A 311-nucleotide genomic window follows, 5' to 3' on the forward strand; every position below is an offset into this window, starting at 1 on the left:
TGCACGGCTTGAGTTCAGTGAAGCCGCGACTCACTTGCACCTCGTTCCCGCTCTCCTCCTCCCAGAAGAGGGTCATCATCTGCGCGTGGATTTCCCGTGCGATCAGGCGGCGGTCACGATCGAGGACGCTGATGGCCTCGTCCTCGGACAGATAGCCGCGCAGGTGCTGCACCATCTGGCGCGCTAGGTCGTAGAGCAGCTCGGCGTGGGTGAAGTAGTCGATGTCGTCGAAGTCCACCAGGGCGTGGACGATGTAATCCTCCGGGCGCTGCTCCTTGAGCCCGACTTCGGCGGCCAGGGTGAACTGCTCG

At 63.3% G+C, this 311-nt stretch carries 1 pseudogene; it reads right to left on the bottom strand.

Features of this window, described 5'->3' with window-relative positions:
• A pseudogene (locus tag KVS69_RS19215) lies at positions 1–311 on the bottom strand (type III restriction endonuclease subunit R); the annotation flags it as partial.

The sequence above is a fragment of the Stenotrophomonas sp. GbtcB23 genome, assembly GCF_019091045.1.
In the GTDB taxonomy this organism is placed as follows: domain Bacteria; phylum Pseudomonadota; class Gammaproteobacteria; order Xanthomonadales; family Xanthomonadaceae; genus Stenotrophomonas; species Stenotrophomonas rhizophila_A.